Annotated in this window: 14 protein-coding genes; 2 read left to right on the top strand and 12 right to left on the bottom strand. The window is 63.5% G+C overall.

What is annotated here, in order from left to right; all coding sequences use genetic code 11:
- Positions 1–7: 7 nt before the first annotated feature.
- The 11 genes from SB772_RS36910 to SB772_RS36860 all read right to left on the bottom strand — a co-directional run bounded on the left by SB772_RS36910 (position 8) and on the right by SB772_RS36860 (position 10309).
- The gene (locus tag SB772_RS36910; protein ID WP_410838052.1) at positions 8–556 is read right to left on the bottom strand and encodes a type II secretion system protein; all 549 of its coding nucleotides are present in this window, start codon (positions 554–556) and stop codon (positions 8–10) included.
- Between the two features lie 3 nt (positions 557–559).
- On the bottom strand, positions 560–2677 hold the full coding sequence (locus SB772_RS36905) for a secretin N-terminal domain-containing protein (protein WP_410838115.1): 2118 nt from the start codon (positions 2675–2677) through the stop codon (positions 560–562).
- A gap of 161 nt (positions 2678–2838) precedes the next feature.
- On the bottom strand, positions 2839–3363 hold the full coding sequence (locus tag SB772_RS36900) for a hypothetical protein (protein ID WP_410838051.1): 525 nt from the start codon (positions 3361–3363) through the stop codon (positions 2839–2841).
- A gap of 83 nt (positions 3364–3446) precedes the next feature.
- On the bottom strand, positions 3447–4013 hold the full coding sequence (locus SB772_RS36895; RefSeq protein ID WP_410838050.1) for a hypothetical protein: 567 nt from the start codon (positions 4011–4013) through the stop codon (positions 3447–3449).
- On the bottom strand, positions 4010–4540 hold the full coding sequence (locus SB772_RS36890; RefSeq protein ID WP_410838049.1) for a PilN domain-containing protein: 531 nt from the start codon (positions 4538–4540) through the stop codon (positions 4010–4012). Before SB772_RS36890 ends, SB772_RS36895 begins: the two co-directional genes overlap by 4 nt.
- Entirely contained in the window at positions 4537–5424 is an 888-nt protein-coding gene (locus SB772_RS36885; RefSeq protein ID WP_410838048.1) for a hypothetical protein, read from the bottom strand. Before SB772_RS36885 ends, SB772_RS36890 begins: the two co-directional genes overlap by 4 nt.
- Complete coding sequence (locus tag SB772_RS36880; protein WP_410838047.1) at positions 5405–7117, bottom strand: GspE/PulE family protein; 1713 nt, start codon at positions 7115–7117, stop codon at positions 5405–5407. The genes SB772_RS36885 and SB772_RS36880 overlap by 20 nt, the downstream gene beginning before the upstream one ends.
- Before the next feature lie 20 nt (positions 7118–7137).
- Entirely contained in the window at positions 7138–8340 is a 1203-nt protein-coding gene (locus tag SB772_RS36875; RefSeq protein ID WP_410838046.1) for a type II secretion system F family protein, read from the bottom strand.
- 47 nt (positions 8341–8387) lie between these two features.
- Positions 8388–8837, bottom strand: coding sequence for a type II secretion system major pseudopilin GspG (gene gspG, locus SB772_RS36870; protein WP_410838114.1), 450 nt, complete (start codon positions 8835–8837; stop codon positions 8388–8390).
- Positions 8838–9007: 170 nt separating this feature from the next.
- Positions 9008–9697, bottom strand: coding sequence for a response regulator (locus tag SB772_RS36865; protein ID WP_410838045.1), 690 nt, complete (start codon positions 9695–9697; stop codon positions 9008–9010).
- A gap of 30 nt (positions 9698–9727) precedes the next feature.
- Positions 9728–10309: an SCO family protein gene (locus SB772_RS36860; protein ID WP_410838113.1), complete on the bottom strand. Its 582-nt coding sequence runs from the start codon at positions 10307–10309 to the stop codon at positions 9728–9730.
- 427 nt (positions 10310–10736) lie between these two features.
- Here SB772_RS36860 and SB772_RS36855 point away from each other — a divergent pair, with 427 nt between their 5' ends.
- Positions 10737–11870, top strand: coding sequence for a histidine kinase (locus tag SB772_RS36855; protein ID WP_410838044.1), 1134 nt, complete (start codon positions 10737–10739; stop codon positions 11868–11870).
- Between the two features lie 11 nt (positions 11871–11881).
- Here the strand turns inward: SB772_RS36855 and SB772_RS36850 are convergent, their stop codons facing one another.
- A complete protein-coding gene (locus SB772_RS36850; RefSeq protein ID WP_410838043.1) occupies positions 11882–12673 on the bottom strand; it encodes a response regulator in 792 nt (263 codons plus the stop codon).
- Positions 12674–13243: 570 nt separating this feature from the next.
- On the opposite strand from SB772_RS36850, the gene SB772_RS36845 reads away from it, so the two are divergent.
- Positions 13244–13879: a lytic transglycosylase domain-containing protein gene (locus SB772_RS36845; protein WP_410838042.1), complete on the top strand. Its 636-nt coding sequence runs from the start codon at positions 13244–13246 to the stop codon at positions 13877–13879.
- Positions 13880–14024 lie beyond the last annotated feature (145 nt).

Genomic DNA, 14024 nt, shown 5'->3' with positions numbered 1-14024 from the left:
ATGCACGTCACCACTGTTTGTACGGAATGCCGTTGATGCCGACACGATCGGTTTTCGACGACACATCGAAAACATCCTTGCCGGCCCGGGAATTGTCGGCAGATTCTTCACCGCCCTCGGCCGGGTTCGGCGGCTCGCCGAAGGCGCGCACGTTCCACGTGTCTTCCGCCGCGACATCCGCTTCGCCCGTAAAAAACGGATCGCGCGGCACGCGGCGTAGAAACATCAGCAGGCCGCCTTTGGGGTCTTTTGCGTTCTTCACACCGGTCACCATCACGGTGAGCGATGGCGGATAGCCGGAGGCATCGGCCTCCCTTTCGATCAGGCCCGTATCGCTCGCATCCTTGTAGGCGTCCAGTGCGGTGCGAATCTCGCGCAGCGCAGCGCTCAGTTGCTGTTCCTTCTGACGCTGCACGATCAGCTCCGAGAACGGCATGATCGCGAGCGCGAGAATGCCCACGAGCGCCAGCGTGATCACCAGCTCGATCAGCGTGAAACCACGCTGATCGGCGCGTCCCCGGACGCGCAAGCGGACCGCATCGAGCTGGACATTCATGGCTCAGTACCCGTTCTGAATCGGCCGAAGCGGGTTGTCGTTCGGTATATCGCCCGGCGGCATCACGACGGTCGACGGCGGAAATGCGGACGGCGGCGACGTTGCTGGCGCGGGCGCCGGAGCGGGCGCTTGAGCTTGAGCCGCCGCCGGCGCCGCATTCGCTTCGCCGGCCGGCGCGGCCTCGGTGCCGCCCTGCTCCGCCCCAGGCACCGGCACCGCGGCCGGCGGCGCGGTAGGCGCGGTAGGCGCGGCGGGCGCGCTCGGCTGCGGCGAGAAGCGGCCGCCGTATGGCGGCGGCGGCGGCGTCGTGCGCGGTGCGGGAGGCAACTGTCCAAACGCACTGTTCGGCGGCGCCGTCGTACCGGAACCGGCATGCGGTTCGCGTGGCGCGCCTGTCGTGCCGCCGCCGACGTTGCCCGGTGTGCGCACCGCCGGAGCCGGCAGCTTTTGCGTCCCTTCGGCGCTCACCGGATCGAGCCGCAACTGGTCGGCGTGCACGTTGACGTCGGTGCCTGACCACAACTCCTGCGTATCCGCGTCGGCGGAAAGCTGCGGACGCACGATGTGCGGCGTGATCTGCAGCACGATTTCCGTCTTCAGGTGATCGCCGTTGTGGTCCGAGAACAGGCGTCCGAGCACGGGCAGTTGCCCGAGACCCGGCACCTTGTCGGCCGTCGTGCGGTCCTGATCCCCAATCAGGCCGCCGAGAATCTGGGTCTCGCCGTCTCTTAGCCGCAGACTCGTCGATGCGCTGCGCGTGCCGATCTGATAAGCGAGCGACGTCAGACCCGTCTGCGAATTGCTGCTGGAAATCGTCTTGGTGATGTTGCTGACTTCAAGGTTGAGCTTGATGCCGACATCGCCGTCACGATAGACCTGCGGCTCCACCTCCAGCTTGATGCCGACGTCGAGGTACTGAATCATCTGCGCGTACGACGGCCCACTCGTGCTCGGTGTGCTCGAACTCGAAATCACCGGGACTTTGTCGCCAATCAGGATCCGCGCCTTTTCCTTGTTACGCGCGCGGATGCGCGGGCTTGCCAGCAGGTTCGCGTCGGTATCGGTGAGCTTGAAGTTGGCCGTCGCCGACAGGCCGCTGACATTCAATTCGTTGATCGGCAGATGGTGCAACGCGCCCCACGTGTCCGCCGTGGACGGCGTCGCCACCGAGAACGAATTCGGCCACGCGATGCCGAGGTCGGTCAAGCGTTCGTGGGTCACTTCCAGTACCTGCACTTCGAGCATGACTTCCGGCTCCGGCAGGTCCTGCGCCGCGATCATCTCCTCGGCAACCCGCACCGTGTCCGGCGTGCCGCGAATCGTCACGGTGTTCGCACGCTCGTCGATGACGACTTCCTTGATCTTCAGCAGGCTCTTCAACAGCCCCTGTATCTGCTTGGCGTCGACGTTCGACAACTGGAACGTGCGCACTTTCAGCTCCTGATATTCGAGCTGCTTGGCGGGGGTGGCCGGGTAGATGAAGAGCGTATTCGCGTTGAGCTGCTTCTTGTCGAGCTGGTTCTGCATCAGGATCATGTCGACCGTATCCTGCAGCGACGCGTTCGTGACGAAAATCGTCGTCTTCAGGTCGGCGCGGACATCGCGATCGAAGATGACATTCAGGCCCGAGGTGCGCGACAACGCCTCGAAGACCATCCGCACATTCGCATCGCGAAACTGCAGCGTAATCGGCGTGCGCATGATCGAAGACGCGGCGATATTCTCTTCCTTCGCCGAGCGTTGCTGCCTGCGCTTGTCCTCGATTTCCTTGAGCATCTGCTGCGCCATCGCGTTGGTCGGGTTCTGGGCGAGCACGCGGTGTATGCGTTCCGACGCCAGCGCGTACGAACCGCGCTGCATCATCCGGTCCGCTTCCTGCAGGGTCGCCAGATCGCGGCGGTCCTGATCGAGCGCTGCGCCGATCTTGCGTCCGCGTTCGCTGGTCGGATCGATCTGACTCGCCGCGTAGAGCTTCTGGACGGCCAGATCGAACTGATAGTTCTTGCGCAACTGGTCCGCTTCATCGAGCAGCGCATCAGCCTGGTGATTGCGATCGCGCAGATAGTTGATTTGCAGCTCGGCGTTGTTCGGCTCGCTCTGCAGGGTCGGCGGGTTGAGCATGCAGCCGCTGAAGGCGAGTGCGACGGCGATCGCCAGCGCCGAGCGCTGCCTTGTCGCCCAGCTGAAAGCGGGACGATCGTCGCGAAACCGTCGCTGCGGCGACAGGTGTATCGACGAGCCGCCGTCTCCGATGCGGCGTCCACCCCGGTTGTATACGGCTTTCATTTATTTTCCTTCGCTTGAGTGGAGAGCACCTGCCTCTCGTTCAGCGGCAGATAGGTCAGCACCACGTCGTTTTCCGAAATCGACTCGACGCGATACTGTCCATCGACGACCTCTCCCGGCGAAACGATCAACAAGCGGTCGCCGCTACTGAGGAACACCTGCGGTTTCGCCGCTTTTGCATCCAGCTCGCCGAGGTAGGTAAAGGGCAAGGGTGGCGCGGTGGGCGGCGCTACGGGCTCCGGAACGGGCGGCGCTTCCACGGGCGGCGGTGGCGGCGGCAACCAGGACGACACCACAAACGGATTGTTCACCGATTCCAGAGACAGCCGCGCACGCAGCGCAGTGAGCCTATCGCGCGGCGTCGGCGCCGCCTTGGCAGCCGTGGCAACCTTGGCGGCACTTGCCGCGCTGGCCGTATTTGCTACATGCGCCGCGCCTTCACGATGCATGGCGACCGACCGGGCACGCACGTCATCGCGATGTGCGCCACTGGCAGCGGCGACCGCCGCCGGCGTCTGCATCGCGGGCGCCAGCTCGCGAAAGCTCAATCCAGCGGCAACGATTCCGCAGAAGGTGAGCAACACACGCCTGACGAGATCGGGTTTCATGGCCGTGCCGCCCGATAGATGAGTTCGAAGCGCACGCGCGCATCGAGCACGTTGCCGTTCACGGCGGGACGCTCGACATGGATTTCGCGCAACGCCGCGTTCGGTACGTTGTTGAGCACGGATGCCAGAAAACGCCGGATCGAACCGTACTGATCCTTGACGGGCAAGAGCATCTGATAGCGCACGAAATGCGCGCTCGTATCGTTCGTCACGAGATACTCGGCCGAACCGAGCGTCAGGTTGCTGTCACGGGCCTGGGCGAGGATCGTCGCGATATCGTCGGCGCTCTGTGCGAACCCCGGAAACAGTTCGGGCAACGTATCGAGCGCGACAGGTTCTACAGCTGCGGACCGTCCGGCGGTTGCATGACGGGCCTTGGCAGTCCGCGCGAGCGATGCCGGATCGCTCAGTTCACGCGGCTGCGATTCCACGCGCGGAATCGCAGCCGCGACGACCACGGCCGCGCCCAGCAACAGCGCGCCAAGCAGGCCGGGCAGCCCAAGAGCGCGCTGCAGTTCGAAGCGCAGGGTGAGCAGCCTGTCCTGCAACTGATCGCGGCTCATGATTTTCCCCAGATGGCGGTGATCTGGAAGCGCACCGGCGTGCCGGGCACGTTGGTCTCGATGACGTGATCGTTGAGCACTGCTTCACGCAGCAGCACGCTGGCTTGCAGATATCTGAGATACGCGATCATCGCGTCGAAGTTCTTCGCTTCCGCGGTGATGCGGATCTGGCTTTGCGCAGGGCTCTGATCGATGCCGATGAGTGCGACGTCGTGATCCGGATAGTCCTCGACGATCGACAGCAGGTCTTGCCACGGCACCGTCAATTCGCGCAGGACCGCGAGACTCTGGCTCTGCGCCAGTCTGGCGGCCGGCGTCTGCTGTACCGTGGCCGGATGCGATTTGGCGAACAGCCGATGGCGTTGCGCTTCCTGTTCCGATTCCACGCGGTCGTTTTCGCCGTATGCATGCCGGAGGCGTTCGCCGCTCACGAGCAGCAGCAAGCTGGCGACGCACAACAGCACGATGCCGGCAGGTGCGGTGAGCGCGCGGTGCCGCCCGAAATCGATGTGAAGGCGAGGTATCATCGCGCGGCCTCCATTAGCCGATGCGCGACCGACGTATCCATTGCCGGTTGCGCGGGCCGCAGCGTCGCAAAGAAGCGCCCTTCGAACGGCGCCGGGTCGATCTCGATCCCGTACAGATGGATCCGGCAGTCTTCGCGCTTGCCGCTGGTTCGGCTCGCGAGGCGTTCGAACGCCTGCTCGGCTCGCGCTGCGATTCGTTCCGGATCGCTTGCGTCGCCGGGAAAGAGGCGCTGCGCGTCATAGGCGACCCAACGGTTTTCTTCGACCAGCACCGCCTGCAGCAGCGTATCCGCGACGAACAACAGCATCGCCGCGCCGGCGCCTGCCGCGGCTTCGACGCGATTGAGCATTTCCGGAAGGCCCAGCTTGATGCATCGGATGTCGACGCGTGCCGCGGCGCCCGCGTCATGGATGCCGTCATCCAGCGTGCGGGATAGTGCACTGGCAAAGACCGCACGGCCGCCACGTTGAACCGAGAAACGCACCTGCACCGACCCGGCATCGATCCCGTACAGATCGGCGAAATGAGCCAGCACGACCTCTTCGATTTCCCGTTCGCGCAGCGTGCGAAAGTCGCCGCGCAAGATCGCGTGGCTCGCCCAGAAATCGTCCAGCACGATGCGTGCGCTGCGCTTTGGCGCGCGCTTCTGTCCGTCTGGCGCAGGGTCGGCGGTCAACGCGATCTTCAGCGAGTCGAGTACGCCCGCTACGGTGAAACACTGCTCGTCCGCTATGGCAATGCTTGTTGGTTCAGCAGGCGCGGAAGGTTTGCGCTGCAAACGCATCCAGCGAGGCGTCGTCGCGCCCACGACCAGCTCGCGTGTACCGACGCCGATGGCAACCGAACCGCCGATGGCTAGCGGACTATTCAACCATGGTGACACGGTTGATCTCCTCAAGTGTCGTTTCGCCCCGCATGACGAGCGCGACGGCGGCCGTGCGAAGCGTCTGCATGCCATACCGGAACGCCGCTGCCTTGATGTGCCCGAGTGGCGCGCGCTCCGACAGCAGTTGCCGCAATTCGTCGTTCATCCGCAGCGCCTCCGCAATCGCGCGCCGGCCGCGATATCCGCTGCCGCGGCACGCCGCGCAGCCGGCGCCGCGGCGAAAGCGGTAGCTGCCCGCGGTATCCGGATCGATGCCCGAACGGACCAGCGTGTCCGCGTCGACCGTGTCGTCCACCACGCAGTCCGCGCAGCACTGCCGCAACAGGCGCTGTGCGATCACGCCGTTCAAGGCGGACACGAAGCTGTACGGATCGACGTCCATGTTCGTGAAGCGGCCGATCACGTCGAACACGTTGTTCGCGTGCACCGTCGTGAACACCTGATGGCCGGTCAACGCCGCCTGCACGGCAATCTGTGCAGTCTCGGGATCGCGGATTTCGCCGACCATGATCTTGTCGGGGTCGTGCCGCAAAATCGAGCGCAGTCCGCGCGCGAATGTGAGGCCTTTCGCTTCGTTGACCGGAATCTGCAGGATGTCGCCGAGCTGATATTCAACCGGGTCTTCGATCGTGACGATTTTTTCGAGGCCGTCGTTGATCTCGGTGAGAATGGCGTACAACGTCGTGGTTTTGCCGCTGCCCGTCGGCCCCGTCACCAGCAGCATCCCGTAGGGCATGGACGCGATCGAGCGCATGAAGCGCGTATCGTCGTGTTGAAAACCGAGGGCCTCGAGCGTCAGCCCGCCTGTGGCCTGCGAAAGCTGATAGCGGTCGAGGATCCGCAGCACCGCGTCTTCGCCGAACTGATTCGGCATGATCGACACGCGGAAGTCGATCTCGCGGCCCGCGTACACCGCCTTGAAGCGGCCGTCCTGCGGCACGCGCCGCTCCGCGATGTCGAGTTCGGAAATGACCTTCACGCGCGACAACACCTGGTCCGCGACGTCGCGGCCTTCGGCACGGCCGACCACGGTCAGCACGCCGTCCACCCGGCACTTGATCACCAGTCCGTTTGCGCGGCATTCGAGGTGGATGTCGCTCGCCATCATCTTCAGCGCGTCATAGATGGTGGAGTTGAGCAGGCGCACCACCGCGCTGTCGTCGCTGCTGATGCCTTGCAAGGTCAACGCGAGCGAGGACGGGTCGGCGGCATGCTGAACCTGATCGTCGAAGGCGAGCGAATCCATTGCCCGTACGTCTTTCTCGCGCACGGCGAGCCACGCGGTAAGATCGCCGACGCTGGCGAGCGCCCAGCTATAGGGCACGGTCGGCCGCGAGCGCATGCGGTGTTCGACACTGCCGCGCGTGCGGATATCGAGCGGATCGGCGATCACGAACAGCAGCGCGCCGTCTTCATCCGGTTGGCGAAAACACACGCACAAGCGGGTGGTCGCCTCGACGAACGGCACCACATCGAAATCCGCTTCGAGCCGGTTCAACTCCTGCATGCCGATCGATTTCATGCGGAACTGCCCAGCTAGCTGAATGACCATCTCGTCGGCGCCAAGCGCCGCCTGCGTCATCAATTCCTCCAGCGCGCGGATGCCGGAGCCGTGCCGCTCGCCGAGCGCGCGCAGCGCGTCGCGCAACTCAACGCTGGGGCTTTCCGGTGTCGCGCTGATCGTGTCCATGCGTATTCCCCAAGGCCGGCCTACTGGATGCTCGACGCAATTTCGAAGATCGGCATGTACATCAGCACGACAATGCCGCCGATCACCACGCCGATGAAAATCATCATCGCGGGTTCGATCAAACGCGAAATCAGATCGATCGTGCGCGACACCTGCGCCTCCTGAAACGCGGCGATCCTGTCGAGGACGGGGCCCAGTCCGCCGGTCTTCTCCGCGACGGTCAACAGACGATAGGTAATCGCGTTGGCGAGGCCGGTTTGCTGGAACGCGTCGGACATCTTTGTGCCGTTGCGCACCTGCTGCATGGCGGCGGCGACGGCAACCTGGTCAGCCCGGCTAACCAGCCCGCGGGCGAGATCGAAGGCGCGCACGGCGGGAATCCCGCCGTCGACCAGCATGGCGGTCGTGCGGAAGAACTGCGATTGACGAAACACGCGGAAGTGCTGACCGATGCCAGGCAGCGCGAGCATGCGATCGGCGATCCAGTTGCGCGCCGCCGGCCGGCGCAGCGCGAGAACGGTCGTCACCGTCAGCACGGCGAGGCCGGCGACGAGCTCTGTCCCATGGGCATGCACCATGCCGCCCCAGGCCATCAGCAGTTGCGATAGCAAGGGCAGCTCACGTCCGCTATGTTCGAGCAGGGTGGCAAAGCGCGGCACGACGAAACCCAGCAGGAACAGCACGACGGCTGCGCCCACCAGCAGCAGCACAGATGGGTAAATCGCGGCCGACACCACCCGGCCGCGCAGTTCGTGAAGCAATGCGCTATTGCGCGAGTAGCGGGTCAGGCTATCGGCAAGGCCGCCGGTTTGTTCGCTGGCTTTCACACACGCCACCAGCACCGGAGGAAATACATGGCTCGCGTGTTCGAGCGCCGCGGACAGCGACTGCCCTTCTTCGAGTTGCCGCAGCAGGTCGCGATACACCACGGCCGACGCTTCGCGGCGTTCGTTACCGCCGAGCGTACGCAATGCGTCGACGACGCCGACGCCGGCCTCGAGCAACGCGGCAAGCTCGCGCGCGAACAGTTCGACGTTGAAGCGCGAGCCGGGCATCGCGGACCAGCCTGCGCGGCGGCGCGCGCCTCGCGCATCGGCACGTACCGACACCACACGCAGGCCCCGCGAACGCGCGAGCGCGGTTGCAGCGGCGGAAGAATCGCAATCGACGCGAAGCGTCTGCACTGAGCCGCTGGTATCGAAGACGCGCAGCAGGTACTTCACGACGATTCTCCTTGCTGACAGCACACTACCGGGCGCGCCCAGGCACACTACCAGGACGCGATGGTCGCGTTCTCGCCGGTGCCGCCGCCCTGACCACTCTTACCGAGCGAGTACAGGTCGTAATCGCCGTGCTCACCCGGCGAGCGATACTGATACGGGCGATCCCACGGATCCGGCGGCACCGCCTTCTGAAGATACGGGCCGCTCCAGTGCGTGGCGTCCTGCGGTTTGACCACGAGCGCCTGGAGACCTTCCTCGGTCGTCGGATACGCGCCCATATCGAGCCGGTATTGATCGAGCGCCTTGCCCAACGAGTCGATCTGGGCTCGCGCGATCTTGACGTTCGACTTGCTGACCTGATCGAAATAGCGCGGGGCGACGAGACCGGCGAGCAAACCGATGATGACCATCACCACGAGCAGTTCGAGCAGCGTGAAACCGCCGTTGCGTCGCCGCGCCTGTCGAGCGCTTGCGCGGCAACTCGCGCTCACGCGCACAGTGGGTCCGATCCAGAACAATTGGTTGTGCACGTTTCTCCCCCTTCTCCCGACTCACTGCTCCGATGCCGCCGAAGCCGTTTCATTCATTCTTGTGCAGGTCGATATCGGCAAGAAGTAGGGAGACCCGTCCAAAGGGATGGGGAAAGACCCTCCAGTTCCGGCGTCGCTCAGAGGAAGCCGTTGAGGTCGTCCGTGTGGTTCGGCAGCGCGAGCACGCCCATGTCGAGCGCGATGCGTACGAGACCGGTGACATTCTTGACGCCAAGCTTGCGCATCAGGCTCGCACGGTGTTTCTCGACGGTTTTCGGGCTGAGTTTCAGATACTCGCCGACCTGGCGATTGGTGTGGCCTTCCGCGACGAGCCGCAACACCGTACGTTCCCGACCGGTCAACGTGTTCCAGATCTGAGTGGGTTGCGGAACGCCCGGCAGCAACTCGGGCGACGCGCTGCGTTGCCGGTGAGCGTCGAAAGCCGGGTTGCGCTTGCCCTGCATCACAAGACGCATTTCGCTGACGAGTTCTTCGAACGAGGCATCCTTGATTACGTAACCGTCGGCGCCCGCCGCCAGCGACGCGCGCACGTGCTCGTCGCTGCAATGAATCGTGAGCGCAATGATGCGTATCTGCGGCGTTTGCCGTTTGATCACGGCGATGGCCTCGATGCCGTTCATGCACGGCATCGAGAGATCCATCAGTATCAGATCGGGCCGCAGCGTACCGGCGAGACAGCAGGCCTCGAGCCCATCGGTCGCCTCGCCGGCGATCGTGTAATCGGGCAGGGAGGACACCATCGTGCAGAGGCCGCCGCGCAGAAGATGCTGGTCTTCCGCAATCAGTACCCGATACTTCTTGTCCACCTTGTTCGCTCCCGGCCGGAACCCGCGCGACTAGTTCGAGGCGATGACTTCGTGGTAGGCGTTCAACAGTTCAGCAGGCGTCGCAAGTCCGTCGATGCGCAGCCATGGCTTGCCGGGCGCGGCGCGGAAAAAGGCCACCGGCGTGTGATTCATCTTGTCGCCACGATAGACGTTGAAGGCGCGTTGGGCGGCGATGCTCGCCTCGACCGTGCCGGTGTAGTGCTGCCATTCGGGGCCCGCATCGAACCGTGCGGCGTACGCTCTCAGGCGTACCGGCGTGTCCTGTTCGGGGTCGATCGAGATCGACACCAGATGGACCTTGTCACGATCGACACCCAGCTTGCCCTGCAATTCCTCGAAAGTCTGGCTGACCATCGGGCAAATCGTCGTGCACGTCGTGTAGATGAACGTCAGGATGACCGGGCGGCCGTCGTTCAACTCATCGACCAGCGAAACCGCCTTGCCGTCGTCACGAATCAAGGTGACCGCAGGCAGCGTGTATTCGACCGTCGAGTGCGTCGTGCCCGCCGTCATGTCGTGGTGGTGCATGTGCATGTGCATCGCGGCGTCGCCGGCGGCCTCTTTGGCCGGTACCGGCTTCATGTCCATCATGGTGTCGTGAGGTTGCGCCGCCACTGCTGCACTATCGGCCATGTCTTCGGCGCCTGCCGCCATTGCGCCGAGGCTGGTCAGCCCGGTGCCGGCCAGCACGAATGCGCCTATCATCCATGTGCGGTTGATCTTCATCGCGGTCTCCAGATACGGAACGAGGAACGAGGAACGAGGCGCGTCGCCCAATGCGTCGCCGCACGCGCTCCGCCCTGTCTGTTCAGTCTCATGAATCCGTTCCCGCGCGTCATTGGATAAAGCCCCCCAAAGCGCAGTAGGGTATGCCTACCAGAGGAAAAGCCCGCTACCTGCCGCGCGGGGATGCCCCCCCTTTAGCGTCCGGATATGCCCCGTTGGCAGATAGGCATGCCGGGGCCTACAATCCGTTAGCAGCTTAAGGTCTCGTTAAGCTCACTCGCTGGGAGCCCCCATGCATGCAGGCCAACCCGAGGGACAACAGCTGAAGTTGCGCGACCTCGTCGAGGCGATGCGCAAGCTGGGGATCGCTGCCCGGCTCCGTGAACCGCAAGCGGGCAGCGTCACCGACGCGCGCGGCGCAGCGCTCGCGATCCTGTCGCCGGATGGATTGTTCCTGTGCGCAAACCGCAGCGCGGCTGCGCTGCTGGGTTATACCAGCGGCGAGCTGGCCGGCCGCCGGCTGCTGGATATGGCGCCCGAGAGCGATCGCGCTTCGCTCGCCGCTCACCTGTGCGCGGATCCCGTTCGCGAGTTTCATTCGTTCAGTACGATGCTGGCCGGCCGCACCGGCCGCCCGGCCCGGCTCGTGCTGCATCAACAGTTGATCGCAGGGAATCAGGACGAGGACCGCGCGCGCCTGACGCTCTTCGAGGAACCACTTGCGCCTGATGTGCCGCTGACGGACGATGACCCGTCATCCGGGGCAGGGGCACGCAATCGACTGAAGTATCTGATGATCGGTCAGCAACGTGAGCGTCAACGCCTCGCCGCCGACCTGCACGACGGCCTGGGCCAGGCGCTGACGCTGATCAAGCTGATGGTCGAGGACGCCCGCATGCGTCTGCGTCGGGGACAAGCCGAAGACGCCGCGCAGAAGCTGGACGCCACCGTGTTGCAGATACGCGAGACCATCGGCGAGATGCGGCAGATATGCGGCGAGCTGCGCCCGCTCGCACTCGAACGTCTGGGGCTGCCAGCGGCACTGAGCGCGCTGTGCCGGGGCGTGGAGCGCGGCGCGGAAAACCTCGTGGTGAACTTTCACTGCGAGGTCGACGACCGGGATGTGCCGGAGCATCTGAAAGCGGACATCTTCAGAGTCGCGCAGGAGGCGCTGAACAATGCCGTCAAGCATGCGGCCGCGAGCGCAATCCGGCTCGCGCTGCAGCAGAACGACACTGGCCTGTTGCTGACGATTCAGGACAACGGAACCGGCTACGACACGCGTCCGCTCTCTTCGGAAGAAGTGAGTTCGACCGGTCTTGGCCTGACCGGGATGCAACACCGGGTCGAATCGCAGGGCGGTTTTCTCTCGGTTCGCTCCTCAGACAACAACGGAACACTCGTGTCGGCGAGCTGGACACTCTGACCCGCCGCGCCTCACCCTGCCGCCGATCCGCTCACCCGGGACACCGGCAATTCCACGTTACCGCCCGCTTCAGTCGATGGGTCGGCGTGCGGCGCCGGCAGGTGCACTAGCGTATCGTCAGTGCCGCGCTCGGCGCATTTTGTCGCGAGAGAGGTCAGCAGGCCCATGCTGATGGCGATCAGCACGAGCTCCGTCAAATTCTCGATAGCGAGCTTGTGCATGACGCTGGCGCGATACTTCTCGATCGTCTTCGGGCTGAGGTTCAGATACTGGCCGACCTGCCGGTTGGTGCGCCCTTCGGCAATCAGCTTCAGCACGCTGCGCTCGCGCGCCGTCAGGACGTCCCAGGCCTTCTTCGGCGCCACTGCTTCGTGCCCGGTAATGAACGAGTCGACCATGTAGCCGTAGACGTCGGCGCTCAGATGCTTTTTCCCCTGCATCACCGCGCGCATCGCAACGATCAGTTCATCGAACGAAACGTCTTTCAGCACGTAGCCGTCGACGCCCGCACGAAGCGCTTCTCGCACGTACTCTTCGTTCTGGTGGACGGTGAGCGCGACGATATGCACGAGCGGCGAGCGGCGCTTGATCGCCGCGCTGGCGTCAATGCCGTTCATGCCGCGCATCGACAGATCCATCAGGATCAGATCGGGGTTGAGCGTCATCGCGAGATGGCAGGCTTCCTTGCCGTCCCTCGCCTCGCCGACCACGTCGTAATCGCCTTGCGCCGAAAGCATGGAACACAATCCGTTGCGCAGCAGATCGTGATCTTCGACAACCAGTACGCGATATTTGATATTCACGATCCCCACTCCTCGTGCGACATGGCCGGTTGAGTGCTCAACCGGAAGGCTGCCATTTGACAGACCAATATTCTTCTTTCAATTATTTCTTTCTAATTCCTTGTATATTTATTTCTTTAACCTTACATATTCATGTGATAATACTGCCTAATCGCCCGCACACCCTTATTTCGCAAGGTTCGCGCCACCTGCCTGCGGCCCGCATCCAGCGTTGTTGTGCACTGCCAAAAGTAAAATGGAATGGCAATTCCGGCACAAAACGTTTCAAAAATGATAATTTTCGGACCGAATCTAACATTGGTAATAATACGAAGGAGTACGCTTCTCGCCTAAATCGGCAAATAATTAACAGCGCCTGCTATTGACCACCGTTTACATCGGAATTATTTTCTTTCTTTGAAGCGGCTTGCGAACACCGCATAATCCTGACACCGTTACGATCCATTACAGATGTAACGTTTCTGCACACAAGGTGAAATCCCCCAGGCGGCGCGTTGAAAAGGAGGAGAGTGCCCCATTGCCGACGTCCTTTTGCGCGAACCACAATGGCAACGCAGGGGGATACCGAACATGCGCAGGCGCCCTTCTTTCCTGTCGATGAACGCGATACGAGCCGTATCGATGGCGCTTGGCATGACGTCGGCCGGCGTCGCGCAGGCGGACATATTCGGCGCGGTCGACAGCAACGGCTCGATCGTCCTGACCAACGCGCCCGGCAAGGTGGGATTGACCGTCATCGTGGCTGGCGATCCGCCGGCAGCACGCGGCGCGAAGCGGACCAATGCCGCGTTCAGCGCCGCCATCGATATCGCACGTTTCGCGGATGTGATCGACGAAGCAAGCCGTACGTTTCGCGTCCAGCCGGAACTGCTGCGAGCGGTGATCGACGTCGAATCCAGCTACAACCCGAACGCGGTATCGGACAAAGGAGCGCAGGGACTCATGCAGTTGATGCCCGACACGGCGCGGCGCTTTTCCGGTGGCAACATGTTCAATCCGCGCGACAACGTGCTGGCGGGCGCGCGCTATCTGCGCTTTCTGCTCGATCTCTTCAAGGACGACATGGAACTCGCGCTGGCTGCATACAACGCCGGAGAGAATGCGGTCATTCGAGCCGGCTATCGCATTCCGTCCTTGCCCGAAACACGCCAATATGTTCCGCGCGTACTCTCCCGCTATCGGCGGTTGCTTACGGCCAGCGACTAGACCTTTGTGAGTGCGTAGGGCGAGCGGCGCGGCAAGTGCCGCGCTACGCTTTTTACAGCTTGCCGTAGCTATGCAGCCCCGACAGGAACATGTTCACGCCGAGGAACGCGAAGGTCGTCACCAGCAGGCCGGTCAGCGCCCACCA

This window comes from Paraburkholderia sp. SIMBA_030, assembly GCF_046535245.1.
Lineage (GTDB): Bacteria > Pseudomonadota > Gammaproteobacteria > Burkholderiales > Burkholderiaceae > Paraburkholderia.
Note: the sequence above shows the minus strand (reverse complement) of the source record. Positions and strands in the feature narration are given on the sequence as shown.